Origin of the sequence: Klenkia sesuvii, assembly GCF_037083825.1 — a bacterium.
GTDB lineage: Bacteria > Actinomycetota > Actinomycetes > Mycobacteriales > Geodermatophilaceae > Klenkia > Klenkia sesuvii.
The window spans coordinates 15,732-39,928 of record NZ_JBAPLU010000021.1; the positions used below are offsets into that span (position 1 = coordinate 15,732).

Below are 24,197 nucleotides of genomic sequence, written 5' to 3' on the forward strand. Positions count from 1 at the left end.
GCGGCAGTTATCCAGTGGAGCCCGGGGACACAGGTCGCCCGGCCCGGACGACGTCCACCGTACGCCTCACCCGAAGCCGCGGTCGTCCTGCTTGAGCGCCGTGTCCACCGTCAGCGCGCTGGCCAGCACCAACGAGGCCAGCGGCTCCTCCAGGCGCCGGTGCACCTGCACGGCGTAGTTGTCCGCGGTGGTGAACATCGTCCGCGCGAGGCCCTCCCAGGTCTTGGTGATCCGGGCGACCTCGGTGCCGGTGTGGTCGGTGATCGCGAAGTTCCACGCCCGCCAGTTCTCCGCCTGGATCGCCCCCACCACCTGGCCGCCGACGACCATGTCGAAGCGGATCTTGCCGAAGGCGTTGGCCTGCACGATCTCCCCGACCGGCTCGCCGGAGGCCCGGCTGACCTGCACCCGCGACTTCACCAGCTTCGCGGGCCGGTGGAGCACGAGCACGACACCGGTGGCGTCGCGCACCTCGAGCCGGTGGGTGAGGAACTGGTCGATCGAGGAGACGAACCGCAACGCCTTCTTCGCGGCCGACTGGCCCACCTCCACGACGGCGCCGATCTGCTGGCCGTGTGCGTCTGCGACCTTGTACTCGTTGGTGAGCTCGATGAGCTTGGTCTTCTGCTGCACGACCAGGACCGGCTGCTCGAGCAGGATCGACCGCCCCTGCTGGTGCTGCGGCTGCTGGTACTGCTGCGGCTGCGGTGCGGCCGGCTGCTGGAGGTGCTCGGTCCAGCCCTGCCCGTCCCACCAGCGGGACGCCGAGCTCCCGGCGGGGTCGGGGTACCAGCCGGGCGGCGGAGACGTCATGACGGGCAACCTAGTGCGCGAGACTGTGCCGGTGGCCGACCTGACCGACGCCGAGGCCCGCGTCCTGGACGCCGTCGACGAGACCTGGCTGCTGGACCGGCTCCGGGAGCTGGTGTCGGTGCCGTCGGTGGGCGGTTCACCGGCGGAGTCCGACGCCCAGCACATCGTCGCCGGCTGGCTGCGCGCGCTGGGCGCCGAGACCGACGTGTGGGCCATCGACCTGGTCGAGGCCGCGACCGCCGACGACGCCCCGGGCCAGGAGGTCGCGCGCGAGGAGGCCTGGGGTGTGGTGGGCACGCTCGGTGGCGCCGGGGAGCCCGGGTTGGTGCTGTGCGGGCACACCGACGTCGTCCCGCCCGGTGAGCTCGACCTGTGGCCCGGTGACCCCTTCACGCCCCGGCTGACCGGCGGTGCGCTGCACGGTCGCGGCACCTGCGACATGAAGGGCGGGCTGGTGGCCGCCCTCGCCGCTGCCCGGGCGGTGGCCGCGGCCGGGGTGCGGCTGGCCCGGCCGCTGGCCGTGCACAGCGTGGTGGGCGAGGAGGACGGCGGTCTGGGCGCCTGGGCCGCGCTCCGTCGGGGTCACCGCGGTGCGGCGTGCATCATCCCCGAGCCCACCGCGGGGGCCGTCATGACCGCCAACGCCGGCGCGCTCACCTTCCGCCTCACCCTCACCGGGTTGGCCGCGCACGGCGCGATGCGCGACCAGGGGGTGAGCACCGTCGAGCTGTTCGGCCACGTGCACGCGGCGCTGCGCGACTTCGAGGCGTCGCGGCAGCGCGACGTCGAGCGCTTCACCGGCACCGCGCTGCCCTACGGGCTCTCCATCGGCACCGTGCACGCCGGCGACTGGTCCTCGACCGTGCCCGACCGGCTGGTCGCCGAGGGCCGCTACGGCGTGCGGGTCGACGAACCGGTGGAGACCGCCCGCGCCGCCTTCGAGGCCGCGGTCGCCGCTGCCTGCGCCGGGCACCCGTGGCTGGCCGACCACCCCGCCCGGGTCGAGTGGGTCGGGGGCGCGTTCGCCAGCGGTCGGCTCCCGCAGGGCTCGCCGCTGCTGCCCGCCGTCGCGCAGGCCGTCGTCGACGCCGGCCGCGCCCGTCCGACCGAGCGGTACGTGCCGGCCGGCACCGACCTGCGCCTCTACGCCGCCGCCGGCGTCCCCACGCTGCACTACGGCCCGGGCGACCTGGGGCTGGCGCACTCGCCGCGCGAGCAGGTGCCGGTCGCCGACCTCGGCCACGTGGCCCGGGTGCTCGCGCTCACCGCGGTGCGGCAGTGCACCGTGGAGGCATGACCGTCCAGTTCGAGGACTTCGCCGCCCTGACCGAGGACTCCCCCACCGCCCGCACCGAGTGGGCCGCGCTGGTCGACGCGTGGGGCGAGCCGCACCGCCGCTACCACGACCTGGCGCACCTGGCCGCCGTCCTGGGCGTGGCCGGCGAGCTGGCCGGGCACGCCGCCGACCCCACCGCCGTCGCCCTGGCCGCCTGGTACCACGACGTGGTCTACGACCCCACCGCCACCGACAACGAGGAGGTCAGCGCGCAGCGGGCGCTCGCCGGGCTGCGCGGGCTGGTGCCCGACGAGCGGCTGGCCGAGGTGGCCCGGCTGGTGCGGCTGACCGCCGGCCACGACCCGGGTGACGACGACGCCGACGGCGCGGTGCTGTGCGACGCCGACCTCGCCGTGCTGGCCGCCCCGCCGCAGGCCTACGCCGGCTACGCCTCCGCCGTCCGGGAGGAGTACGGGCACCTGGACGACGCCACGTTCACCGCCGGCCGCATCGCCGTCCTGGAGTCGTTGCTCGACCTGCCGAGGCTCTACCGGACGCCGACCGCCCAGCCCTGGGAGCCCGCGGCCCGGGCCAACCTGGCCGCCGAGCTGCAGCTGCTGCGCGCGCGGGTCGACTCGGCATGACCACTGCGCAGTCCCGCCGCGGAGTGCGCAGTGGGCATGCCGGGATCAGCGCTTCCTGATCCGCAGCCCGGCGGCGAGCAACCTCGCGAGCAGCTCCCGGCAGGACACCGACTCCGCCCCGGCGGCGACCGCGACCTCGTGCAGCTCCTCGGGGACGTCGTAGTGGTCACCCTGGAACGCCCGCCGCGGGATGCCCAGCTCGGCCTCGACGAAGGCGTGCAGCTCCTCGTAGGAGGTGTCGCTGACCAGGTGCGACCACAGCCGCCCCCGCCACGGCCAGACGGGGGTGTCGATCAGCAGCGCCACGGGCCCAGTCTCCCCCCGCTACCGTCGCAGGGGTGACCACAACGACCCGCTGGGGCATCGTCGGACCGGGCCGCATCGCGGAGAACGTCGTCCGGGACTTCGTGCAGGTGCCCGGGGCGGAGGTGACCGCCGTCGGCTCGCGGTCGCTGGACCGGGCGCAGGGCTTCGCGGCCCGGCACGGCATCGGCACCGCGCACGGCTCCTACGCCGACCTCGTGGCCGACCCCGACGTCGACGTCCTGTACCTGGCGACCCCGCACCCGCAGCACCACGCGGTGGCCCTCGACGCGATCGCCGCCGGCAAGCACCTGCTGGTGGAGAAGTCCTTCACCGCCACCGTCGCCGGCGCGCAGGAGGTCGTCGACGCCGCCCGGGCCGCGGGGGTGTTCGTCATGGAGGCGATGTGGACCCGCTTCCAGCCGGCGGTCGTGCGGCTGCGCGAGCTGGTCGCCGACGGCGCGATCGGCGAGGTGCGCAGCGTGCAGGCCGACCTGGGCGTGGCCCGGGAGTACGACCCGGCCGACCGGCTGTTCGCCCAGGAGCTCGGCGGCGGCGCACTGCTCGACCTGGGCGTCTACGTCGTGTCGTTCGCGCAGATGCTGCTCGGCGACCCGGACACGGTCACCGCGACCGGGTCGACCTTCCCGACCGGGGTGGACGCCGAGGCCGCGCTGCTGCTGGGGTACGCCGACGGCCGCGCCGCCACGCTGCTGACGTCGTTGCGCAACGCCCTGCCGGGCCAGGCGCGGGTGTTCGGCACGCAGGGGTGGGTCGACGTCCTGCCCCGGTTCCACCACCCGGCCACGATCGTGCTGCACCGGGCCGGCGCGGAGCCCGAGGAGATCACCCTCCCTGCCTCGGGCACCGGCTACAGCCACGAGCTCGCCGAGGTGCACGAGGGCGTGCTCGCCGGGCGCACCGAGTCGGCGGTGATGCCGCTGGCCGACACCCTCGCGGTGATGCGGGTGCTCGAGGAGGCCGCGCGACAGCTCGGCGTCGAGTTCACCGAGGCCTGACACGCGGACGGGGCCGCCCTCCCGGAGGAGGACGGCCCCGCCGTCATGCAGGTGACGCGATGGAACGGCTACGTCGCCCCCCGCGGCGCACGGAGTGCGTCGCGGGGGGCGACGTGGTCCTTCATCAGAAGTCCATGCCGCCCATGCCGCCGTCGCCACCGGGCATGGCCGGGGCGGCCTTCTCCGGCTTGTCAGCGATGACGGCCTCGGTGGTGAGGAAGAGCGCCGCGATGGAGGCGGCGTTCTGCAGCGCCGAGCGGGTGACCTTGGCCGGGTCGATGATGCCCGCGCCGACCAGGTCGACGTAGTCACCGGAGGCGGCGTTGAGGCCCCACCCGGTCTCGGAGTTGCGCACCTTCTCGGCCACGACGCCGCCCTCGAGGCCGGCGTTGACGGCGATCTGCTTCAGCGGGGCCTCGAGCGCGACGCGCACGATGTTCGCGCCCGTCGCCTCGTCACCGTCGAGCTCCAGCTTCTCGAACACCGAGCTGGCCTGGGCGAGGGCGACGCCACCGCCGGCGACGATGCCCTCCTCGACGGCCGCCTTCGCGTTGCGCACGGCGTCCTCGATGCGGTGCTTGCGCTCCTTGAGCTCGACCTCGGTCGCGGCACCGGCCTTGATGACGGCGACGCCACCGGCGAGCTTGGCCAGGCGCTCCTGGAGCTTCTCGCGGTCGTAGTCGGAGTCGGACTTCTCGATCTCGGCGCGGATCTGGTTGACCCGACCGGCGATCTGGTCCTGGTCGCCGGCACCCTCGACGATGGTGGTCTCGTCCTTGGTCACCACGACCTTGCGGGCGCGGCCGAGCAGGTCGAGACCGGCGTTCTCGAGCTTGAGGCCGACCTCCTCGGAGATGACCTGGCCACCGGTGAGGATGGCGATGTCGCCCAGCATGGCCTTGCGGCGGTCGCCGAAGCCGGGGGCCTTGACGGCGGCCGACTTGAAGGTGCCGCGGATCTTGTTGACCACCAGGGTCGCCAGGGCCTCGCCCTCGACGTCCTCGGAGATGATCAGCAGCGGCTTGCCGCTCTGCATGACCTTCTCCAGCAGGGGCAGCAGGTCCTTGACCGAGCTGATCTTGGAGTTGACGACGAGCACGTACGGGTCGTCGAGGACGGCCTCCATGCGCTCGGTGTCGGTGACGAAGTAGGGCGAGGTGTAGCCCTTGTCGAAGCGCATGCCCTCGGTGAGCTCGAGCTCGAGGCCGAAGGTGTTGCTCTCCTCGACGGTGATGACGCCTTCCTTGCCGACCTTGTCCATGGCCTCGGCGATGAGCTCGCCGATGGCCGGGTCAGCGGCGGAGATGGAGGCGGTGGCAGCGATCTGCTCCTTGGTCTCCACGTCCTTGGCGGTCGAGAGGAGGTACTCCGAGACCGAGGCGACGGCCTTCTCGATGCCCTTCTTCAGGGCCATCGGGTTGGCGCCGGCGGCGACGTTGCGCAGCCCCTCGCGGACGAGGGCCTGGGCCAGCACGGTGGCGGTGGTGGTGCCGTCACCCGCGACGTCGTCGGTCTTCTTGGCGACCTCCTTGACGAGCTCGGCCCCGATCTTCTCCCACGGGTCCTCGAGCTCGATCTCCTTGGCGATGCTCACACCGTCGTTGGTGATGGTGGGGGCACCCCACTTCTTCTCCAGCACGACGTTGCGGCCCTTGGGGCCCAGGGTGACCTTGACGGCGTCGGCGAGGGTGTTCATGCCCCGCTCGAGGCCGCGGCGGGCCTCTTCGTCGAAGGCGATCATCTTGGCCATGTGGTGGTGTCCTCCATGCGTGGCTCGCTGCTAGGCCGGGCGGTGCCCGCGACGGACGACACCCGCGTCGTGGACGCTCCTGCGGCCCACGCGCCGGTGCCTCACCGAACCGACCTGGTTGGCACTCGGATACCCCGAGTGCCAACCACGAGTCTGGCACTCGACCCAGGCGAGTGCAAGAACGGGGTCACCCCAGGGCGGGTACCCGGGCGGCGGCGAGCACCAGGGCGGCGATGCGCTCGGCGGCCCGGCCGTCGCCGAAGGGGCTGGGCCGGTGGGCGAGCTCCTCGGGCCACCCGGGGCGCAGCAACCACTCGGCCGCGGTGCCCACGGCCCCGGGCGCGGCCAGCACCGCGAACCCGGCGTCGACCGCCTCGGGCCGCTCGGTGCTGGTGCGCACCACGACCAGCGGCTTCCCGAGCACCGTGACCTCCTCCTGCACCCCCCCGGAGTCGCTCACCAGCAGCCGCGCCCCGGCCGCCAGCGCGAGGAACGTGGGGTGGTCGACCGGTGCGGTGCACCGCACCGCGGCCGGGACGACGGCCCCCGACGCGGCCAGCGCGGCGCGGGTGCGGGGGTGCAGCGGCAGCAGCACCGGCAGGCCGAGCTCGCCCAGCGCGTGCAGCAGCGCCTGCAGGCGGGCCGGGTCGTCGGTGTTCTCCGGGCGGTGCACGGTGGCCAGCACGTAGCCGTCGGGGCGCACCCCGTACTGCTCCTGCAACGCAGCCCGCCGCGCGGCGTCGGGCAGCGTGCTCCGGGTCGCCTCGACGATGGTGTTGCCGGTGACGTGCACGGACGCCGGCGGGGCGCCGGCGCGCAGCAGGTGCTCGGCGTTGCCCGCGGTGGCGGCGCAGTGCACGTCGGCCACCGCGCCGATGACCAGCCGGTTGATCTCCTCGGGCATCGCGCGGTCGTGCGAGCGCAGCCCCGCCTCCACGTGCACGACCGCGATGCCGAGGTGGTGGGCGGCCTGCGCGCCGGCGTTGGCCGAGTTCGTGTCGCCCTGGACGACGACGACGTCGGGCCGGTCACTGCGGAACCACTCGGTGAGCCCGGTGAGCATCGCCGCCACCTGGCCCGCGCGGTCGCGGCCGCCGATGCCGCGCAGCGGCTGGATCGGCCGCGGCATGCCCACGCCGGCGAAGAACACGTCGGTGAGCGCGGCGTCCCAGTGCTGACCGGTGGCCAGCGGCCGGGCTGCCGGGCCCAGCGCGGCCACCACCGGCGCCAGCTTGATGATCTCGGGACGGGTGCCCATGACCACCGCCACCCGCGGGGTCATGCCGTGCGCACCGCGACGCCCCGGCGCCGCACCCAGCGCGCCGCGAGGACGGCCCAGCCGGCCACGACCGCACCGGCCACCACCGTCCACCCGGTCAGGGGCACCGCCGGCACCGCCACGGTGGCGACGTTGAGCCCGCAGGTGGAGGTCGCGACGTCGACCCGGGTGCCGTCGGCGAGCAGGCTGACCGACAGCGCGGCGACCTGCACGCTGCCCGCGCCCTGCGGGGCGGTCTGGCCGTTGAGCAGCAGGGTGGCCACCCCCGGCACCGACAGCCCGGCCCCCACCGCCGGCGAGGACGCCAGCGGGACGACGGTCGGGACCGTCAGCGTGGTGGTCCGGACCCGGGCGTTGACCAGCGACGAGGCCGCCGTCGTGGCCCCGGTCGAGGAGGCCGTGCAGCGCGAGGAGATCGCGTCGGCCAGGACGTCGACCGGCAGGGCGCCGCCGAGCAGCCGGAGCGACACCCCGCCGGTGCCCGGGGCGACGAGGCAGCTGCCGTCCGCGCCGATCGTGACGCCGCCGCCCGCGCCGACCAGCGCCGAGCACGCCGCCGAGGTGCCGTCCCCGTTGGCGACGGCCTTCTGCACCAAGGTGCCGGAGGTGATGAGGGTCTGCGAGCCCAGCAACGCCAGGGCCGGTGCCGGGTTGCCGGTGGTCGACCCGGTCTCGCCGTCGTGGGTGGCGGTGACCGCACCCGAGGAGGCGGGGCTGCCGCCGAGCAGGGTGATGGACGCCGCGGTGGCCGAGGCCGAGGCCGTGTCGGCCGAGGCCGGCGCCGCCCCCAGGACGACGAGCGCGGTCGCCAGGGCGGTCACCGTCCCGGCGCGGCGACGGAGGTCGGTGAGGGTCACGGGTGCTGCTCCAGGTCGCTCGGGTGCTCGGGTGCGGGGGCGGTGGGGGCCGGCGGGCGCTGGGCGGCGGGCGGGGCGGCCGGCCGCGAGGTCAGCACCGGGGACAGCCGTTCGGTGGCCGGTCCCGCGGGGTCGACCGGAGCCGGTGCCGCCGGGGCCGCCGGGGGAGCCGGTGCCGCCGGGGCCGCCGGGGCGGCCGGGGGCGCAGCGGTCACCGGGGTCGTCCGGGCCGCGGGCACGGTGGGGCGCGGGCGCCGCCCGCCCGGGAGGAGGGGCTGCGCCGCCGTGGGGGGCTCGACCGGGGGCGCGGCAGGGGGGGCGGCGAACACCAGCCGGCCGGTCGACGGCTCGGCCAGCGTCGTCCGGCCGGTGGGCCGGGCATCCCCTTCGGAGACCGGCGGGCCGACGTCGAGCACCCACCCCGCCGCCGGGGGCGGTTCGGCGAACAGCGACCGCTCCCCGGCGTCGGGGGCCCGGCCCGGCGCGGGCAGGTCGAACCGGCCCGACCCGGCCGAGCCGGTGCGGGGCGTCTTCTTCCAGTCCCGGCGTCCGCGCAGGATGCGGACGAAGGCCCACCAGACCGCCACCTGGAGCAGGTAGGCGTAGGCCACGTTGAGCAGCCCGAGCGCGACGGCGCGCCGGCGGCTCACCGACCCGCCGCTGCGCACGCGGTAGACCGGCCCCCAGACCACGTGCGGCAGGACGCCGAACAGCGCGGCGAGCGGCACGAGACCCCAGGCGCCCGCGGCCCACCAGTCGCCGACGCCGTCGCCGGTGGTGGTCATGTAGTGGACCTGCACCGCCACGGCCGCCGGGAAGACGATCGAGCCCAGCAGCTGCGACCAGGGCACCCACAGGTAGTAGGCGATCTCCAGCGCGCCGGGCAGGCTGACCCGGGGCGAGCAGATGATCGGCCAGAGGTAGCGCATGCACTGCATGCCGCCCTGGGCCCAGCGGCTGCGCTGCCGCAGCAGCGCGCCGACCCGCGGCAGCCCGGTCTGCGCCACGAACGTCTCGTCGCAGTACTCGGTGCGGGCACCGGTGAGCAGCACGTGCAGGCCGAGCTCGAAGTCCTCGAGCAGGGCGCCGTGCCACGGCGTGCCGAACTCCTCGGCGATGCGGTCCAGGGCCGACATGCGGGTGAACTGGCCGTTGCCGCCCATCCCGACGCTGCCGGTGCGTCGCCGCAGGCTCTGCATCGCCGCGATGGGGCCGGTGAACTCCAGGTCCTGCAGCTGCACCAGCCAGGAGTCACGACGCCGGGCCGGGACGTCGTCGAGGGCGACGAGGGCGGCCAGGTCGGCGGCGGCCAGCCCGTCGACGTCGTCGGTCACCCGCACCTGCACCTGCACCGCCGCCACCCGCGGGTCGACCAGGTAGCCGCAGATGACGTCGGGGGCCAGCCGCTCGAGCCGGGCATCGGCGTCCAGGACGCCGACCACGACGCGGTGCCGGTCGGCCCCGGCCGGCAGCGCGGCGTCGATGGCCCGCCAGGCCGCGTTCAGCGCCGCCCCCTTGCCGCGGCGGGCGTCCGGGAGCCGGCGGGTGACCACCCGCAGCTGCGGGAACTGCTCGCCCAGGTCGGCCAGGACGCCGGGCGTGAGGTCGGTGGAGCCGTCGTCGACGACCCAGAGCGTGACCTCGGGGAAGGTCGCGAGCAGGTGCCGCACGGTGCCGCCGACCACCAGCTCCTCGTCGAGGCAGGGCACGACGAAGTGGAAGTCGTAGCCGGCGCGGCTGCCCGGGATGCCGTCGGCGCGGGCGAGGAAGGGCCGCATGATGAACACCACGTAGAGCAGGAAGGCCACGCAGAGCAGGAACGCGGTGGTGTTGAGCGCGGCCAGCGCCAGGTTGTCGGCGTTCACCGCAGGGGCTCGAGGTCGAGCGGGTCGGGCCGGGCGGAGGGGTAGGTGCCGCGCAGCAGCACGAGCAGGAAACAGGTGCCGGCCACCACGAGGCCCAGCGTGCTCACCGCGGTGCCCACCAGCACGTGGGTGCGGGCGTAGCCGACCTCGGGCCCCCAGGTGACCATGCCGGCGGTGATGGCCAGCATCCGCGCCTGGTTGACCGCCAGGATCACCAGGACGGCGGTGCCCAGCGAGGCGATCGCCCGCAGCGCCGGGATGCGCCGCACGGCCAGCAGCACCGTGGTGGCCGCGACGAAGGGCAGCAGCAGGAACGCCGCAGTGCACCCGACGGTGACGTCGATGCCGGTGGCCTGCCCGTCGACGCTGAACAGCACCGAGCGTCCCAGCTGGCGGGCGTCCTCGACCCCGACCAGGCGGGCGAGGGGCACCGCGGCCGCGGCCTCCCAGCGTTGCAGCCGGTCGGCCTCGACCAGCATCAGCACCAGGGTCAGCACGCCGCCGGCCACCATGCCGGGGCGCACGAGTCCGACGTCGGCGGTGCGGTCGGTCTCGGTCGACAGCAGCCAGGTGTCGGGGACGCCCGCGGTCATCGGCCTCGCCCCGCCTGCTCCCGGCGAGCGGCGACGAGCGCGTTCTCGGCCCGGGCCCACGTGGTCGCGATCGGCTCCAGCCCGGCCCGCATGGTGTGCGCGGTCGCCGTCGTGAACCCGGCACCCTCCAGCCGCGCCTGCACCAGGCCGGCCGTGCGCGTGACCTGCGAGGTCTGCAGCCCACCCGCGAGGATGCCCAGCTGGCGCGGGCCCACCCGGGCCAGCTGCACGTCGCCGGCGGCCTCGCGGGCCACCGCCACCGCTCGCCGCAGCGACCGCACGGTGCGCACGACACCGAGGTCGACCAGCGCCAGCCCCACCGGGTCGCCGACCGGGGTGGACAGCTGCTCCTCGGTGGCCAGCAGCGACGCCCAGCCCCGCCGGTTGGGCAGGCGGGTGACGTCGTCCTGGCTGCCCAGGCTGCGCTCGAAGCTCTCCTGCCGGCGCCCGACCAGGGCGGCGATGTCGGCGCTCAACGACGCCTGCAGCGCGGCGGCCTGCACCGTCAGCAGCTCGGTCCAGTTGCGGTCGGCGGTCTCCAGCGGCTGGGCGCTCAGCCCGGCCAGCGAGCCCAGCTGCCGCCCGTCGGGGGCCACCAGGGCGATGCCGAGGTAGCCGTGCAGACCCCAGCCGTCGGCGATCCGCCGGAGGTCCGGTGCGGGGTCGGCGCCCAGGTCGCGGATGGCGACCGCCTGCGGGCCGGTGAGCAGGTGGTGGCACAGCGACCGGTCGCGGGCGACGGGGGTGCCCGCGGTGTACTGGGCCGCCCGGCTGCTGGCCCAGGCCGCACCCGGCGCGGTCGCGCGGGCGGTTCGCTGGACGGCCAGCCCGGTCCAGGTGTCCTCGGTCAGGCGGGTGACGGTCCACGCGTCGACCCCGCCCAGCGTGCCGAGCAGCGAGAGCGCGGCATCGGCCCCGGGCAGGGTGCCGCGCGACCACACGGCGGCCCGGTCGGGCAGCGCGGGCCCGCCGACGCGCGTGTCGAGCACCTGCACCGACGGGGCGATGGCGAACTCGTCGGCCCAGCCCCCGGCGCCCCGCACCGGGGCCTCCACCTGCCGCACCACCACGCCACCCACTTCCAGCTACTTCTGTTCCGGATCGTCATCCCCCTTATCGGCAGGACGGCGGGGCGTGCGACCCCCCGGGACGGGGCTCAGCCGGCGGCCGTCGCGGCCCGCACCCGGAGCAGCGCGTCCTCGGCCCGCCACCAGGTACCCACCGCACCCTCCAGCGGGTCGCGCAGCGCCCACCCGCTGGTCGCGGTGTAGCCGGCCGCGCGCAGCGCCGCCTGCGCAGTCGCGGCGACCTCGGCCGGGTCGGCGTCGCCCGGGCCGCCGGCCACCACCCCGAACTGCCGGCCGCTGACCCGGCTCACGCCCAGGTCGCCGAGCGCCTCGCGCAGCACGTCCCCGGCCCGACGCACCCCGCGCACCGTGCGCACGAGGCCGACGTCCAGGAGCACGACGGACATGTCCTCACCCAGCCGACCGGCCCGGACGCCCTCCTCCTGCAGGAACAGCCCCCACCCGCGCCGGTCGGGCAGACCGGTCACGCCGTCGGCGCTGGCGCGGGCGCGGTCGTGCGCCGCGCGCCGCTCGTCGGCCGCGGCCTCCAGAGCCGACGTGAGCCGGCGACCCAGATCCGCCGCGGCCACCGCCAGCCGGGTGGCGAAGCGGTCGGCGTCGACGTCGTCGCGGGCGTCGGAGGAGTAGCCGTACACGCTCCCCAGCCGCCGCCCGTCGGGCCCGAGCAGCGCCGCCCCGCCGTAGGCGGACACCCCGTACCGCTCCGCGACGGAGCGCAGCGCCGGGTCGGCGTGCTGGTGCAGGTCGCGCTCGACCACCGGCCAGTGGTCGACCAGCAGGTGGTGGCAGGCGGTGTGCTCCACGGGGAGCACCCGCCCGACCGAGGTCGCCCGCCCCCCGGAGCGGGCCGCCAGGCCGGTCCAGGTGCGGTCGGTCATCCGGCTGACGACCGCCGCCTCGTACCCGTGGCCCGCGGCGAGGTCGTCGACGACGTCCTCAGCTGCCGCGGCGAAGGCCGCCGCCCGGCCGACCCCGTGCACCGGTGCCACCGCACCCGCAGACCGACGTCCCGACCGCCCGAACACGTCCATCGATCCCTCCCGCACCCAGAACGGAACCATTCCGTCCGAATGTGTTCTGGATCGGCAGCCGCCCGGGCGACTTGAGCCGACCGGGCACCCCCTCCGGGGGACCGGGTGCTCAGGCGATGAGGCCGGCCTGCCGCAGCGACCGCAGGGAGGGCTCGACGCGGTGGGTCGGACCGACCACCGGCGCCAACGGGTCGAGGGTCTTGAGCCCCTCGCCGGTGTTGAGGACGACGGTCTCGGCCGCGGGGTCCAGCAGCCCAACCTCCACCAGCTGGCGCAGCACGGCGGTGGTGACCCCGCCCGCGGTCTCGGCGAACACCCCGGTGGTACGGGCGAGGTCGCGGATGCCGGCCACGATCTCCTCGTCGCCCACCCGGCCGACCGACCCACCGGTGCGGCGGATCGCGTCGAGGGCGTAGGGGCCGTCGGCGGGGTTGCCGATGTTGAGCGATTTGGCGATGCCGGTGGGCTTGACGGGCTTGACGACGTCCCAGCCGTTCTCGAACGCGGTGGCGATCGGGTCGCAGCCGGCCGACTGCGCGCCGAACACCTTCCACGGCGTGTCGGCGACGATGCCGGCGGCCACCAGCTCCTTCCAGGCCTTGTCGACCTTGGTGAGCAGCGAGCCCGACGCCATGGGGATGACCACCTGGGCCGGGATGCGCCAGCCCAGCTGCTCGGCGATCTCGTAGCCGACGGTCTTGGAGCCCTCGGCGTAGTAGGGCCGGACGTTCTGGTTGACGAACGCGGCGTCCTCGAACTCGTCGGTCTCGGCCAGCTCGCTGGTCAGCCGGTTGACCTCGTCGTAGGAGCCCTCGACCGCGACGAGGGCCTGGCCGTACACCGCCGACTGCACGATCTTGCCCGGCTCGAGGTCGCTGGGCACGAAGACGTAGGAGGGCAGGCCGTTGCGCGCGGCGTGCGCGGCCACCGAGTTGGCCAGGTTGCCGGTCGAGGCGCAGGCGATCTTCGTGTAGCCGAAGCCCTTGGCCGCCGTGGCGGCCAGGCTCACCACGCGGTCCTTGAACGAGTGGGTGGGGTTGGCCGAGTCGTCCTTCACCCACAGCGGGGCGGTGAAGCCCAGCTCGTCGCCGAGGCGCTGGGCGCGCACCAGCGGGGTCATGCCCGGGTCCAGGCTGACCCGCTGGGCGGGGTCCTGGCCGGTCGGCAGCAGCGGGGCGTAGCGCCAGATGTTCTGCGGCCCGGCCTCGATCTGCGCACGGGTGACCGCACGCATGAGCTCGGGGTCGTAGTCGACCTCCAGCGGGCCGAAGCACTCGGCGCAGGCGTGCTCGGCGATCAGGCCGAAGGTCGCCCCGCAGTTGCGGCACACCAGGCCGCGGGCGGGGTTGGCCGGGATCCCCGACGGGGCCGGGGTGTGAGCGGGAGCGGTCAGGGTCATGCGACGACTACCTCCTCATCTTCCCTGCGACGGGGTCGTCGACCGCGCAGGACGGATGGGGCACCTGCTGCTCGCGCAGTGGTTGCCGGGGCTTCATCGGGCCGTGTCCCTCTGCCCCTCTGGATGAGTGGAACGTCGAGAGCCTACTGCAGGATGGGCCACATGCCCGTCGCCATCGTCTACACCGACCTCGACGGCACGATGGTCGGCCCGCGCGGGTCGTTCGTGCACACCGCCGACGGCGAGCTGACCACCGAGCCCTGGACGGCGCTGCTCGAGCTGCACCGGGCCGGGGTCCCGCTGGTGCTGGTGTCGGGCCGCACGCACGCCCAGCTGCTGGAGGCCGGCCGGGTGTTCGCCGTCGACGGGTCGATCGCCGAGCTGGGGTCGCTGGTCAGCTGGGCCGGCGGGCGCGAGACCCACCTGCTCACCGGCGAGCTGCCGCAGGAGTTCGCCGGCCGCGCGCCGGTCGAGGTCATGGCGGAGCTCGGCGTGGTCGACGCGGTGGTGGCCACCTGGCCCGGCCGGGTCGAGTGGCACGCCCCGTGGTCGAGCACCCACGTCGGCGACGCGATGCTGCGCGGCCGGCTCGACACCGCGGAGGTCGACGCCTGGCTGTCCGAGCAGGGCTGGGGCTGGCTCACCCTCAAGGACAACGGCCGGGTGCCGCGCACCCCGCGGGTGACCCTGGCGGTCGAGGGCGACCCGCACGTCTACCACCTCATGCCGCGCGGCATCGGCAAGGGCCACGCCATCGCCTGGGACCTCGCGCGCCGCGGCCTCGACCCGGCCGACGCCGTCGCGGTGGGCGACTCGGTGAGCGACCTGGAGATGGCCGACGCCGTCGGCCGGCTGTTCGTCACCGCCAACGGCGCCGCCGTCCCCGGCATGGCCGACGCCGTCGCCGCGCTGCCGAACGTGACCGCCACGGACGGCGCGATGGGCCTCGGCTGGGCCGAGGCCGTGCGGGCGTCCCTCTAGGAGGTGACGTCGCGGCGGGCGAAGTGCCGGAAGGCCAGCACGGTGAACAGCGCCGCGTAGAGCAGCGACTGGATGACGCCGCGGTAGAGGTCACCGCTGTCGACCGGGGTCTGCAGCAGGTCGGTCCAGGCGAACTCCTCCGCGGTCGGGAAGTAGTCCCGGACGGCGCCGAGCTGCTCGACCTGGTCGAGGATGGCGAACACGAACATCGTGAACACCGACCCGCCGACGGCGGCCAGCGGCGCGTCGGTGACGGTCGAGAGCCAGAACGCCAGGGTGCCGACGACGAGCAGGTGGACGGCGAGGTAGCCGACCATCCCGGCCAGCCGCAGCAGGCCCTCGCCCTGGTCGATGCCGATGCCGATCGGGGTCTGGATGTCGGCGAACCCGAAGGCGATCCCCCCGGCCAGGACGGCGACCAGCGTCACGGTCAGCAACGCGGAGACGCTGAGCACGAACGCCGCCGCCCACTTCTGCCGCAGCAACCGCATGCGCGGCACCGGGGTGGCCAGGGCGTAGCGCAGGGACCCCCACTGCGCCTCGCTGGCCACGGTGTCGCCGAAGAAGAGGGCGTAGACCACGACCAGGAAGAAGGAGGTGGTGGCGAACAGCACGAACAGCGTGAAGTTCAGCCCCGACGCAGTGGCCACGTCCACCAGGTTCAGCCGGCCGTTGGCCTGCGCGTCCTCCGAGGCCCCCAGCTGCAGCGCGGCGATGAGCACCAGCGGCAGAGCGACCATGAGGGCGAAGACCCCGATGGTGCGGCGGCGCTTGAACTGCCGGCGCAGCTCCACCGACAGCCGCAGGGTGCGCTCGGGCCGGTACCCGGCGACGGCGCCGGTGGTCTGCACGGTGCTCATGACTCCCCCACCAGCGACAGGAACGCGTCCTCCAGGCGACGACGCGGGGTGACCTGCTCGACCCCGACGCCGGCCTCGACCAGCGCGGCGACGGCCTGGGCGCGGCCCAGGTCGCCGAGCTCGACGACCAGCCCCTCGTCGGCCCGCTCGACCGCGGCACCCAGCCCGGTGAGCACCTGCTCGGCCCGCTGCGGGTCGCCCTCGACGACCAGCAGCACCGCTCCCCCGGTGCCGATGATCTCCTCGACGGTGCCCTCGGCGACCTTCTGGCCCTTGGCCATCACGACGACGTGCGAGCAGGTCTGCTCGATCTCGGCCAGCAGGTGGCTGGAGACGATGACCGTGCGGCCGGTGGCCGCGTAGTCCTGCAGCACCTGCCGCATCGCATGGATCTGCGGCGGGTCCAGCCCGTTGGTCGGTTCGTCGAGCACCAGCAGGTCGGGCAGGCCGAGCATCCCCTGGGCGATGGCCACCCGCTGCCGCATGCCCTGGGAGTAGGAGCGCACCCGCTTGTCCAGCGCCTTCCCGAGGCCGGCGATTTCGATCGCCTCGTCCAGGTGCGCGTCGGCCAGCGGCCGGCCGGTCGCCGCCCAGTACAGCTCGAGGTTGTCCCGACCCGACAGGTGCGGCTGCAGGCCGGTGCCCTCGACGAACGACCCCAGCCGGGACAGCACCGGTGCGCCCGGCGTCGCCGGGTGGCCGAAGACCGAGATGGTGCCCTCGGTGGGCCGGATCAGACCCATCAGCATGCGCAGCGAGGTGGTCTTCCCGGCCCCGTTGGGGCCCAGCAGGCCGAGCACCTGACCGCGGCGCACCTCGAACGACAGGTCCCGGACGGCGGTGAACCCGTCCTTGTAGCTCTTCGTGACACCGGTGAACCGCAGCGGCACGTCCTCGCCGTCGGGCTCGACCACCGAGAGCTGCCGGCGCCGGCGGGCGCCCCACAGCTTCGCCACGACCACCCCGCCGACGGCCAGCGCGGCCAGCACGCCGAGCAGCACCCACCACCGCGTCGCACCCGTGGCGCTCTGCACGCTGCCGGTGACGGTGGGCGCGGCGACCGCGGCACCGTCGGCCAGCCCCACCGCGTACACCGACGACTCGGCGGGGGCGGCGAAGGCCTGGTCGGTGGAGGACACCAGCACGCGCATGGTGTGCCCGGCCTCGAAGCGGTGCACGATGCCCGGCAGCGTCACCTCGACCTCGGTGGGCGCGGTCGGGTCGGTCGACAGCCCGGTCAACGACAGCGGCGCGACCAGGCCCGCGGGCAGGGTCTGCGCGCCGTCGGCCGCGACGTCGTAGAGCTTGGCGAACAGCGTCGCCGTGCCCGTCGGGGAGGACACGGTCAGCGTCACGGTCGAGGCGCCCACGACGTCGACCGCGTCGTCCAGCGGCTCGGAGTCGAAGGCGGCGAACTGGCCGGGGATCTCCACCGTCGTCCCGCCGAGCGCGGCGGTCACGGCACCGAGGCCGGGCACGGTGGTGATGGCCGCCGGGTTGCCGCCGGGCGGGGTGACGACCGGGGAGGTGGTGCCCGACAGCGGGACGGCGACCCGCTGCACGGGGTCACCGGTCAGCCCCGGGTAGGCCGCTGCCGTCTCGGTCTGCCCGCCACCGCGCACGCTGCCGGCGGCCGCGCTGACCCCGGTGGGCACGGGGAAGGTGAACCCGGTGCCCGGGTCGGCGCCCTCGCCCCGCAGGTGGACGTCGAACCAGCCGGCGACCAGGTCGCGCAGGTCGGCGGTGTCGCCCTCCGAGGCGCTGGCGTCGTGGCCGCCGTCGTACCAGACGACCCTCACCGGGGTGCCGTTCGCCGCGATGCCGCGGGCGTTGGCGTCGGCCTGCCCGAGGCCGAAGAGGGAGTCCTTCGTGCCCTGCACCAGCAGGGTGGGTGCGGTGATGCGATCGAGCACACCAGCCGGGGACGACCGGTCAAGCACCGTGGCGATCTCGGGGGTGAGCGTGCCGCTGGCCGCAGCCGCCTGGTACGCGGCGCAGACCTCGGCCCGGAACCGGCCGCAGGTCAAGGCCTGCTCGACGGCCGCGGAGTCCAGCGTCGAGGGGTCGACGTCGGGGAGCGCGCCCCCGGACCCCGCGGTGGCCCCACCGGTCAGCGAGGCCAGCAGGCCGTCGCCGGTGGGCACCGACCCGGCCCCGAAGAACAGCCCGGACCACAGCCGCTTGAACACCCCGCTGCCCCCGGTGCTCGGCGTGGCCGCCGGGGTGCTGCCGTCGACGGCGCCGGCCTGGGACGGGAAGAGGGCGGTGGTGAGCGAGTTCCAGGTGATTTGCGGGGCGATCGCGTCGACCCGGTCGTCGTAGGCCGCGCCCAGCAGGGCGAGCGCCCCGCCGTAGCTGGCGCCGGCCACGCCGACCCGCGGGTCGCCGGGGGCGTCCAGCTGCACGTCGTCGCGCGCGGCCAGGACGTCGAGCAGGGTGGACAGGTCGGCCACCTCGTAGCGCGGGTCGTCGAGGCCGATCTGCCCGGTGCTGGCACCGAACCCGCGCGCGGAGTAGGTCAGCACCACGTAGCCGCGGGCCGCCAGGTCGCGGGCGTCGGCGGCCACCGACTGCTTGCTGCCGCCGAACCCGTGGGCCAGGACCACCGCCGGGGCGGGGTCCGCGGCGGTGGCCGAGGCGGGCACGTAGGTGGTGGTGTCCAGCTCGACGGCGTCGGCCCCGGCGCCGGAGGGCACCGTGGCGTCGTCGGTGGCGACGTCCTCGGCGGCGCGGGCCGGGGCGGCCGCGGGGACGGCGACCGGCAGGGCCAGCAGGGCGGCGGCGAGCAGGACGGTGGTGAGGGCCGCGAGCGCCGCACGTGCGCCGGGGCGCGGGCGGGGACGCACGAGCCCGGCGGTGGGACGCACGGCGGGTGAACGGACGGTGGACGGCCTGTGTTCCGCGCCCGGCCGACCTGTGCGTCGACCGTGCCCGGCGGGTCGGCTCAGGGCTGCCAGTTGCCGGTGGCCACGACCACCAGGCCGGGGTCGGGCACGCCGTCGATGTCGAAGAAGCGCTCCGCCGGGCCGCCGGAGATTTCGGGGAACTGGGCCTGCAGCGTGGCCGCGGCCTGCTCCTGGGTGGCGTCCCCGGCGGTGTAGAAGACCGTGGTGGTGGCGATGTCACCGCCGCTGTAGAGCCCGGGCTCGAGCACCTGCCAGCCCCCGGCGGCGAAGGTGCTGCCGATGTCGCCGGCCAGGCCGTTGACGTCGGTGGCGTTGAGGACCGTCACCGGGGCGAACACCGGGACGGCCGGGGTGGTCGGCGCCGCGGTCGTCGGGACCGCCGTGGTCGGCGCCGCCGTGCTGGGTGGCGCCGTGCTGGCCGGCGCGGAGGTCGGGGTGCTCGCGGCCGACTCGTCGCCGCCGGGCCGCTGGAACGCCCAGACGGCGAGCACGACCAACGCGACCACGACCACGACGACCAGGCTCAGCACCAGTCCGCGCGAGGCCCGCCGCCCCTCACCGGGCAGCGGCGGGATCGGGGTGATGCCCTGGCGCCGCTCCTCGCGCCGGCGCACCGCGTCGACCGCCTGCCGCTCGGCCCGGGTGGCGGCCCGGCCGCCGAGCACACCGGTCTCACCGCTGGCCGGCCCGCGGCCGACCGCCGGCCGACCGGCACCGTCGGTACCGGGGTCGGTGCGGGGGTCGGTGCCGGGGTCCGTGCGGGGGTCGGTGCGGGGGTCCGTGCGGGGACCGTCGGCCCCGCGCCGGTCGACGTCGGGGACCTGCCTGGGCGGGACCGGTGGTGGCGGCGGTGGGGTGCTGCGCCGCTCCCCCGACGACGGCACCGCACCCGGGCGGTCGGCGACGCGGCGCTCGGCGCCCGACCAGCCGGCCGAGCCCCCCGGCGCACCGCCCGCGCCCCCGTCGGGCGTGCCGCCGGTCGGGGTCGGCGGCTCGAGCGAGGTCGCCCAGCTGGGCAGCCCCGAGGTGACCGGACCGCGGCCGGCCGGCGGCCGGTTGCCCGGCAGCGGGTCGACCGACGTGCGGGGACCCGACGGCGCCGCGTCGGCGCGCCCGGTGGGAGGTGCGGTGGACTGCTCGGGGGACGGGTCGGCCGAGGCGTCGGGACGCCCTGCGGAAGGGGCGGGGGGCGGCGTCGGCAGGCCCCGGGTGGCCGGCGGTGGGACCGCCGGGGTGCGCGGGACCGCTCGCGGCGGCGTCGGGGGCGGCGGGGCCGCACCCGCTCGGCGGCTCACCGGCGGGGAGGTGTCCTGCCGGCCCGGAGCGGCCGGGATCCCGGCGACGTGGGTGCGCGGCCCGGCCTGGGCGGCGGGCCGGCCGGTGGCACCGGGCTCGACGGCAGGGGTGCGCCCGGACATGGGGTCGGGCCCCGGGGGCAGCAGGCCCTCGCGGCGGCGCTCGGCGCGGCTGCGCCGACCGAGGGTGCTGGCGTGGTCGTCGGCGTGGTCGTCGACGGGGTCGTCGAACGGGTGGCCGCCCTGGTCACCGCCCTGGCCGCTGTCGTCGGGGGTGCCGTCGGGCTCACCGTCCGGTACGCCATGCCTCCCCACGGTGATCGAGACTAGTCGGCGTCAGAGGTCGGTGCCCAGGGTGCGGGCCGAGCGCCGCCGCTGCCGGGTCGCGCGCATGCGCCGCAGCCGACGGACCAGCAGCGGGTCGAGCGCGAGCGCCTCGGGCCGGTCGATGACGCCGTTGAGCACCTGGTAGTAACGGGTCGCCGAGAGCCCGAACTGCTCCTTGATGGCGGCCTCCTTCGACCCGGCGTGGCGCCACCACTGGCGCTCGAAGGCCAACACGTCGCGCTCGCGCCGGGGCAGCCCCGCGGCCGCACCGCCGTCCTGCTCGACGGGCCCGTCGCCGGCCGGACCGGCCGGCCCGGCCTGCCCGGCGGGGTGCTCGGGGTCGGGGGCAGGGAGGGCGTCGCTGCTCATGGGTGGAGTCTCCTGCGTGGGTGGGGGCGGTGGCGAACCGGACGGGGTGCGGGGGCAGGTAGCCCGCCCGAGCCGCCGCTCACAGGCCCGCCGGGGCCGGCACGGGGACGGCCCGCCGGGCCGCGCGGCCGGCCCGCAGGCCGTCCACGGTGAAGATGACCAGTGCGAGCCAGACGACGGAGAAGCCCACCACCCGGGCTGGTGGCATCGGCTCCCCGTTGACGAACACCCCGATGGCCAGCTGCATCAACGGGGTGACGTACTGCAGGAGACCCACGGTGCTCAGCGGGATGCGCCGGGTGGAGGCCGCGAACAGTAGCAGGGGCACCGCGGTGGCGATGCCGGAGCTGGCCAGCAGCAGCAGGTGCCCGGCGCCCGCGTCCTCGAGGGAACCGGCGCCGCGCACCTGCAGCACCACCAGCACGACCAGCGCGGGGAGGACCAGCAGCAGCGTCTCGACGAAGAGGCCGGGCGCGGCCGCGACCCGCACGAGCTTCTTCATGAGCCCGTACGTCGCGAAGGTGCCGGCCAGCAGCAGCGCGATCCACGGTGGGCGGCCGTTGTCCACCGTGAGCACCACGACCGCGACCGCGGCGGTGCCTACGGCCACCCACTGCAGGGCGCGCAGCCGCTCGCCCAGGAACGCCACGCCCAGCAGCACGCTGACCAGCGGGTTGATGAAGTAGCCGAGCGACGTCTCGACGACGTGCCCGGCGTTGACCGCCAGCACGAAGGTCAGCCAGTTGCCGGTGACGAGCACGGCGGCGCCGGCCAGGATGAGCACCGTTGGGCGGTCGGCCAGCGCCTGCCGCACGGCCGGCCACGACCGCAGCGCGGTGAGCAGCAGCGCGACGAAGACGAGGGACCACACGATGCGGTGCGCGACGATCTCGACCCCGCCGGCGGGCTCGAGCAGCGGGAAGTACAGCGGGAAGGCGCCCCACAGCCCGTAGGCGGCCAGCCCCAGCAGGACGCCGGTGCGCCGATCGCTCATGCCGGGAACAGTAGGGCCGCGCACCGACAGTTCCGCGGGGCGGTAGGGACGACGAGAGGACCCCGCGCGTGGACGTGGCACCCCTGCTGGCGCTGGCCGTCGCGGCGGTGGCGGTCACCGCGGTGGCCCGCCGGCTGGGCTGGCAGGCACCGCTGCTGCTCGTGCTGGTGGGCTTCGCGGCCAGCTTCGTGCCCGGGGTGCCCGAGTTCGCCATCGACGGCGACCTCGTGGGTGGGCCGGCTCTGGGTCACGCCAGCGCGAGCACGACCCCCAGCGCCGCCCCGGCCAGCAGCAGTCCGACCATCGCCAGCACGCGCACGGTGGCGCCGGGGTGCCCGTTGGCCGGGGCGTCGGGTCGGGTGGGCATCCCCCAGACGCCGGCCGCGCCGCGCGGCACCGTGTAGCGCCCCTGCTCCTGGCCGGCCCAGACCGCCCGCCCCACGACGTCGACCACGGCGGGCCCGGCCTTGTGCAGCGCCCGGGACTCGACCGTCACCCCGCCGACGTCGTCGCGCAGCACCACCTGCGTGGCCCGCGCGTTGGCCGTGGACCCGACCGCGGTCAACCGGGCCAGGTCGACGCCCTGCCGGCCCAGCAACCCGGTGCCCTCGAGCACCCGGCCGTCGCAGCGGACCGACCAGACCGTGTCCTGCCAGATGAACCCCATCGCGAGCAGGGCGAGGATGGCCGGCAGGAACCACAGCACCACCTGCACCTTGCTGCCGCCGAACCAGGCGACCTCGTAGCCGCCGAACACCGACGCCCCCAGGAGCAGTGCGCCGAGCAGGACCAGCACGCCCGTCCGCAGCCCCGGCGGCACCCGCTGGGGCTCGCCGAGGGGCCGACCAGGCCCGGGGGCGGACCGTACTGGGGCTGTCCGTATGGGGGCTGCGAGGGCTGCACCGGGGCATCGTGCCACCGCCCTCCCCCGGCTCAGGTCAGTTGGCGTCCTGGACCGTGAGCAGGTCGAGCACCTCGGCGGCGTCGGTGGCCGCACGCAGCCGGGCCGCCCGGTCGGGGTCCAGCAGCACCTCGGCGAGCGCGGCCAGCACCGGCAGGTGTCCCTCGCCGACCGCGGCGATGCCGATCACCACGTGTGCGGTCCCGTTGCCCCAGTCGACGCCGCCGGGGTAGCGGACGACGGTCATCGCATCGGCGCGCACCGCGGCCTTCCCGCTGGCCGTGCCGTGCGGGATGGCCACACCCTCACCCATGTAGGTCGAGACCGACGCCTCGCGCTCGAGCATCGAGTCGGTGTAGGAGGGGTCGACGGCGCCGGCCGCGACCAGCAGCTCCCCGGCCTGGCGCACGGCCTCGGTGCGGTCGGCCGCCCGTTCGTCGAGCCGGATGCGGGAGGGGTCCAGCAGCCCCCCGAGGTCAGCCATCGATGGTGGTGCCGCCGTGGATGGCAGCCACGACGTCGTCGACCGCCGGGTCGCCCACGAAAGCGGTGAACGCCACCACCGGCCGGTCGCCGGCGTGCGTCCGGGTGCGGTCGACGAGCTTGCTGTGGGTCAGCACCAGGTCGGCGTCGGCCGGGATGGCGTCGAGCGGGCTGTGCTCGATGACCACGCCGTTGTCCTTCAGCCGCTTCTTGAGCTGGTTGGCCATGAGCACGCTGCTGCCCATGCCCGCGTCGCAGGCGATGACCAGCTTGCGGACCTGCGAACCTTCGACGCTCGGCATGGGGGCTCCTGCTCGACGGGGGACGGCCGCGCCCAGCTTCCCATCCCTCCGCCCACGGCGCGGGGTCAGACCCGCCGCACCCGCGGCCCCGCCTCGGCGAGCTCGGCGGCCGTGCGGGCGTCCAGCCCGGTGTCGGTGATGAGCAGGTCGACGGCGTCGAGCTCGGCGAAGCGGGCGAAGTGGTCGCGGCCGACCTTGGTGTGGTCGGCCAGCAGCACCACGCGCCGGGCCGCGGCCACCATCGCGGTCTTCACCGCCGCCTCGGCCGGGTCGGGGGTGGTGAGCCCGCGCTCGACCGAGACCCCGTTGGTCGCCAGCAGCGCGAGGTCGACGTAGATCCCCGACAGGGCCGACAGCGCCCAGGGGTCGACCGAGGCCAGCGTGCGCCCGCGCACCCGGCCGCCCAGCAGCAGCACGGTCAGGTTCGGGAAGGAGGCCAGCCGCCCGGCCAGCGACAGCGCGTTGGTCACCACCGTCAGCTCGCGGTCGGTGGGCATGAGGTCTCCCAGCCGGGCGGTCGTGGTGCCGGCGTCGATGAGCACCGCACCCTCGTCGGGCAGCTCCGCGATGGCCGCCTTGGCGATGCGCTCCTTCTCCGCGGTGAGCACGACGTCGCGGGCGGCGACCGGCGGCTCGAAGCCCAGCCGCTCCACCGGGATCGCCCCGCCGTGCACGCGGCGCAGCACGCCGACCCGCTCGAGAGCCGTGAGGTCCTTGCGGATGGTCTCCGGTGCGACGTCCAGCTCGACGGCCAGCTCGCTGACCTCGACCCGGCCGACGGCTCGAGCTGCCCGCAGGATGTGCTCCTGCCGTTCCTCCGCGTACACGCGCTCCCCCTGGTCGACCCTGCTGGGGCAGTGCT

At 75.5% G+C, this 24,197-nt stretch carries 23 protein-coding genes and 1 riboswitch; of the genes, 4 read left to right on the forward strand and 19 right to left on the reverse strand.

The features are described from left to right. Window positions 1–66: 66 nt before the first annotated feature. Window positions 67–813: an LURP-one-related family protein gene (locus TEK04_RS17190; protein ID WP_336405579.1), complete on the reverse strand. Its 747-nt coding sequence runs from the start codon at window positions 811–813 to the stop codon at window positions 67–69. Here TEK04_RS17190 and TEK04_RS17195 point away from each other — a divergent pair. Both TEK04_RS17195 and TEK04_RS17200 read left to right on the forward strand, forming a co-directional pair. After that, window positions 812–2,110: an ArgE/DapE family deacylase gene (locus TEK04_RS17195; protein ID WP_336405580.1), complete on the forward strand. Its 1,299-nt coding sequence runs from the start codon at window positions 812–814 to the stop codon at window positions 2,108–2,110. The two genes, TEK04_RS17190 and TEK04_RS17195, sit on opposite strands and share 2 nt — an antisense overlap. Next, a complete protein-coding gene (locus TEK04_RS17200; protein WP_336405581.1) occupies window positions 2,107–2,733 on the forward strand; it encodes an HD domain-containing protein in 627 nt (208 codons plus the stop codon). The genes TEK04_RS17195 and TEK04_RS17200 overlap by 4 nt, the downstream gene beginning before the upstream one ends. 45 nt (window positions 2,734–2,778) lie before the next feature. Here TEK04_RS17200 and TEK04_RS17205 read toward each other — a convergent pair whose 3' ends face one another. Further along, window positions 2,779–3,039, reverse strand: a complete 261-nt coding sequence (locus TEK04_RS17205; RefSeq protein WP_336405582.1) for a DUF4031 domain-containing protein — start codon at window positions 3,037–3,039, stop codon at window positions 2,779–2,781. A gap of 32 nt (window positions 3,040–3,071) precedes the next feature. Between TEK04_RS17205 and TEK04_RS17210 the strand changes: the two genes are divergently transcribed. Next, window positions 3,072–4,055 carry a Gfo/Idh/MocA family protein gene (locus TEK04_RS17210; RefSeq protein WP_336405583.1) on the forward strand — a complete coding sequence of 328 codons (984 nt, stop codon included), beginning with the start codon at window positions 3,072–3,074 and terminating at the stop codon, window positions 4,053–4,055. A gap of 124 nt (window positions 4,056–4,179) precedes the next feature. Here TEK04_RS17210 and groL read toward each other — a convergent pair whose 3' ends face one another. The 8 genes from groL to thrC all read right to left on the reverse strand — a co-directional run bounded on the left by groL (window position 4,180) and on the right by thrC (window position 13,917). Then, window positions 4,180–5,805, reverse strand: a complete 1,626-nt coding sequence (gene groL / locus TEK04_RS17215; protein WP_336405584.1) for a chaperonin GroEL — start codon at window positions 5,803–5,805, stop codon at window positions 4,180–4,182. A gap of 187 nt (window positions 5,806–5,992) precedes the next feature. Then, window positions 5,993–7,087, reverse strand: a complete 1,095-nt coding sequence (gene wecB, locus TEK04_RS17220) for a non-hydrolyzing UDP-N-acetylglucosamine 2-epimerase (RefSeq protein WP_336405585.1) — start codon at window positions 7,085–7,087, stop codon at window positions 5,993–5,995. Further along, window positions 7,084–7,941 carry a choice-of-anchor P family protein gene (locus TEK04_RS17225; protein WP_336405586.1) on the reverse strand — a complete coding sequence of 286 codons (858 nt, stop codon included), beginning with the start codon at window positions 7,939–7,941 and terminating at the stop codon, window positions 7,084–7,086. Before TEK04_RS17225 ends, wecB begins: the two co-directional genes overlap by 4 nt. Further along, on the reverse strand, window positions 7,938–9,806 hold the full coding sequence (locus TEK04_RS17230; protein ID WP_336405587.1) for a glycosyltransferase family 2 protein: 1,869 nt from the start codon (window positions 9,804–9,806) through the stop codon (window positions 7,938–7,940). Before TEK04_RS17230 ends, TEK04_RS17225 begins: the two co-directional genes overlap by 4 nt. Beyond that, a complete protein-coding gene (locus TEK04_RS17235; protein ID WP_336405588.1) occupies window positions 9,803–10,399 on the reverse strand; it encodes an archaeosortase/exosortase family protein in 597 nt (198 codons plus the stop codon). The genes TEK04_RS17230 and TEK04_RS17235 overlap by 4 nt, the downstream gene beginning before the upstream one ends. Next, window positions 10,396–11,469, reverse strand: coding sequence for a GAF domain-containing protein (locus TEK04_RS17240; protein ID WP_336405589.1), 1,074 nt, complete (start codon window positions 11,467–11,469; stop codon window positions 10,396–10,398). The genes TEK04_RS17235 and TEK04_RS17240 overlap by 4 nt, the downstream gene beginning before the upstream one ends. 86 nt (window positions 11,470–11,555) lie before the next feature. After that, window positions 11,556–12,476, reverse strand: a complete 921-nt coding sequence (locus TEK04_RS17245) for a nucleotidyl cyclase domain-containing protein (protein WP_336405590.1) — start codon at window positions 12,474–12,476, stop codon at window positions 11,556–11,558. A 151-nt stretch (window positions 12,477–12,627) separates the two neighbouring features. Further along, the gene (gene thrC / locus TEK04_RS17250) at window positions 12,628–13,917 is read right to left on the reverse strand and encodes a threonine synthase (RefSeq protein ID WP_336405591.1); all 1,290 of its coding nucleotides are present in this window, start codon (window positions 13,915–13,917) and stop codon (window positions 12,628–12,630) included. A 12-nt stretch (window positions 13,918–13,929) separates the two neighbouring features. Further along, a riboswitch (SAM riboswitch) is annotated at window positions 13,930–14,047 on the reverse strand. Between the two features lie 32 nt (window positions 14,048–14,079). Between thrC and TEK04_RS17255 the strand changes: the two genes are divergently transcribed. After that, window positions 14,080–14,898 carry an HAD family hydrolase gene (locus TEK04_RS17255; protein ID WP_336405592.1) on the forward strand — a complete coding sequence of 273 codons (819 nt, stop codon included), beginning with the start codon at window positions 14,080–14,082 and terminating at the stop codon, window positions 14,896–14,898. On the opposite strand, the gene TEK04_RS17260 is transcribed toward TEK04_RS17255, so the two are convergent. The 9 genes from TEK04_RS17260 to TEK04_RS17300 all read right to left on the reverse strand — a co-directional run bounded on the left by TEK04_RS17260 (window position 14,895) and on the right by TEK04_RS17300 (window position 24,162). Further along, complete coding sequence (locus TEK04_RS17260; RefSeq protein ID WP_336405593.1) at window positions 14,895–15,758, reverse strand: ABC transporter permease; 864 nt, start codon at window positions 15,756–15,758, stop codon at window positions 14,895–14,897. The two genes, TEK04_RS17255 and TEK04_RS17260, sit on opposite strands and share 4 nt — an antisense overlap. Beyond that, window positions 15,755–18,625 (reverse strand): alpha/beta fold hydrolase, encoded by a 2,871-nt coding sequence (locus TEK04_RS17265; protein ID WP_336405594.1) that lies wholly within the window; start codon window positions 18,623–18,625, stop codon window positions 15,755–15,757. The genes TEK04_RS17260 and TEK04_RS17265 overlap by 4 nt, the downstream gene beginning before the upstream one ends. Window positions 18,626–18,702: 77 nt before the next feature. Then, window positions 18,703–20,274 carry a LytR C-terminal domain-containing protein gene (locus TEK04_RS17270; protein ID WP_336405595.1) on the reverse strand — a complete coding sequence of 524 codons (1,572 nt, stop codon included), beginning with the start codon at window positions 20,272–20,274 and terminating at the stop codon, window positions 18,703–18,705. A 21-nt stretch (window positions 20,275–20,295) separates the two neighbouring features. Further along, window positions 20,296–20,655: a DUF3263 domain-containing protein gene (locus TEK04_RS17275; protein WP_336405596.1), complete on the reverse strand. Its 360-nt coding sequence runs from the start codon at window positions 20,653–20,655 to the stop codon at window positions 20,296–20,298. A 79-nt stretch (window positions 20,656–20,734) separates the two neighbouring features. After that, window positions 20,735–21,649 carry an EamA family transporter RarD gene (gene rarD / locus TEK04_RS17280; RefSeq protein WP_336405597.1) on the reverse strand — a complete coding sequence of 305 codons (915 nt, stop codon included), beginning with the start codon at window positions 21,647–21,649 and terminating at the stop codon, window positions 20,735–20,737. A gap of 247 nt (window positions 21,650–21,896) precedes the next feature. Next, window positions 21,897–22,445: a hypothetical protein gene (locus tag TEK04_RS17285; protein ID WP_336405598.1), complete on the reverse strand. Its 549-nt coding sequence runs from the start codon at window positions 22,443–22,445 to the stop codon at window positions 21,897–21,899. A gap of 142 nt (window positions 22,446–22,587) precedes the next feature. Further along, a complete protein-coding gene (locus TEK04_RS17290) occupies window positions 22,588–23,034 on the reverse strand; it encodes a PTS mannitol transporter subunit IIA (RefSeq protein WP_336405599.1) in 447 nt (148 codons plus the stop codon). Next, window positions 23,027–23,335: a hypothetical protein gene (locus tag TEK04_RS17295; RefSeq protein WP_336405600.1), complete on the reverse strand. Its 309-nt coding sequence runs from the start codon at window positions 23,333–23,335 to the stop codon at window positions 23,027–23,029. Before TEK04_RS17295 ends, TEK04_RS17290 begins: the two co-directional genes overlap by 8 nt. Before the next feature lie 65 nt (window positions 23,336–23,400). Beyond that, window positions 23,401–24,162, reverse strand: a complete 762-nt coding sequence (locus TEK04_RS17300) for a DeoR/GlpR family DNA-binding transcription regulator (protein ID WP_336405601.1) — start codon at window positions 24,160–24,162, stop codon at window positions 23,401–23,403. Window positions 24,163–24,197 lie beyond the last annotated feature (35 nt).